Raw genomic sequence first — 1,590 nt, 5'->3', positions numbered from 1 at the left:
CCCCGGCGCTGGCCGGAAGAGCCGGAGAACCGGAGAACCGAGAGCCGAGAGCCGAGAGCCGAGAGCCGAAGAACCGACACGCACCGTCATCGCGGTATTGCCGGCCCGCCGTCCACCGGCCCGCCATCCGCCGGCCCGGCCGGTTGCCACCTCTCGTGATGGATCGCCTGCCGCAGGACGCGGCGGTATGCCCAGTTGTGCCGCTCCAGGTCGGGGACAACCTCATGATGTGTCACCGGCCCCAGGCACAGCCAGGCGACCGGCCGGATACCGGCGGGGATACCGAGCAGCCTGCGCACGACCTGTTCACGGTAGAACGACACCCAGCCGACGCCGAGGCCTTCGGCTGTCGCGGCCAGCCACAGATTCTCGATCGCCAGACACACCGAGTACAGCCCGGTGTCCGCGATGGCATGGCGTCCCAGGACCGCCGGCGCGCCACGCCGCGGATCATAGGTCACCACGACGGACAGCGTGGACTCCAACACTCCATCGATCTTGATCGGGGTGAAGCGGGCAGCCTGGTCCGCGGTCAGGGTCGCGGCGAAAATCGCCCGCTCCGCCTCAACGTGATCATGAAATGCCCGCCGGGTCCGGATGCTCTCGATCACGATGAAGTCCCATGGCTGGCTCAGGCCGACGCTGGGTGCGGCATGCGCCGCCGCAAGCACCCGCTCCAGGACGCCCGGCGGCATCGGCGCCCCCGTGAACTGGGCACGTACATCCCGACGCCGACTGATCACGTCGTAGAGATCTACCAGCATGGCAGGACTCCCACCGACCGACCACCCGACCAGCGGGTGGCACACACGCGAGACCGGTCTTCAGACTCTCGGATCAACCTCTACCGCCCGGCCTTCACCGGCTTCCCGGTCCTCCCCGATTCCCCAGGACACCTCGCGAACGATGCCGTCTCGATCATATCCGCCACCCAAAAAACCGATCATGCTCCTCAATGGAAAAAGTAATCTTCATCAACGCGGCCAGAACAATCACGATGACCTTCCTCGTCGCCCTCCCGTACCGCCGTGCCGCCGCGCGCACAGATCGTCCCGGTGCGCATCGGTAACTTGTATTGACAACGATTGTCACATCCATGAGGCTGGCATGTGTCCTGATCGCCTCTGCCCAGGAGGTCCCGTGTCTCTGGCCGTCTCCCCGGAACTGCTTGCGCAGGCTGAACACGGCAGCGTCGACGACGATGCCTTCCTCGCCTGCGTCCGCGCGTCCCTGCCCTACGCCTACGGCCTGGTCGAACGGCTCGCTGGCGAGCTGCCGGCCGCGGACCGTGACTTTGTCGACAACCAGGTGCCACCGGCGGATGACGCCGAGCAGGGGCAGCTGCTGCGGGCGCTGGCAAGCACCGCGATCCGCGGCGCGCTGGAACGCCACTTCGGGGTGGCCCTGGCGTTCCAGAACTGCCATCGGCTGGCCGCCTTCCGCCCACCGGCGGTGGCCAGCGAGCAGTACCGGCGGTTTGTCTCGGCGGAAAGCCAGGTCCTCAACCAGCAGCCAGGATTCGTCAACTGCTGATCGGCGCCGCCCGTCCACCGGATGTGCGGCACCAGGCCCTAAGAGCGCCCGAGGATA

2 protein-coding genes are annotated in these 1,590 nt (G+C 67.2%); one reads left to right on the top strand and one right to left on the bottom strand.

What is annotated here, in order from left to right; translation table 11 throughout:
* Positions 1-86: 86 nt before the first annotated feature.
* Positions 87-764, bottom strand: a complete 678-nt coding sequence (gene bluB, locus MJ783_RS21595; protein ID WP_239313304.1) for a 5,6-dimethylbenzimidazole synthase — start codon at positions 762-764, stop codon at positions 87-89.
* Positions 765-1,140: 376 nt separating this feature from the next.
* Between bluB and MJ783_RS21590 the strand changes: the two genes are divergently transcribed.
* Positions 1,141-1,533 carry an SCO5389 family protein gene (locus MJ783_RS21590; RefSeq protein WP_239313302.1) on the top strand — a complete coding sequence of 131 codons (393 nt, stop codon included), beginning with the start codon at positions 1,141-1,143 and terminating at the stop codon, positions 1,531-1,533.
* Positions 1,534-1,590: the final 57 nt, after the last annotated feature.

It is taken from the genome of Protofrankia sp. Cj3, assembly GCF_917627355.1.
GTDB lineage: Bacteria > Actinomycetota > Actinomycetes > Frankiales > Frankiaceae > Protofrankia.
Note: the sequence above shows the minus strand (reverse complement) of the source record. Positions and strands in the feature narration are given on the sequence as shown.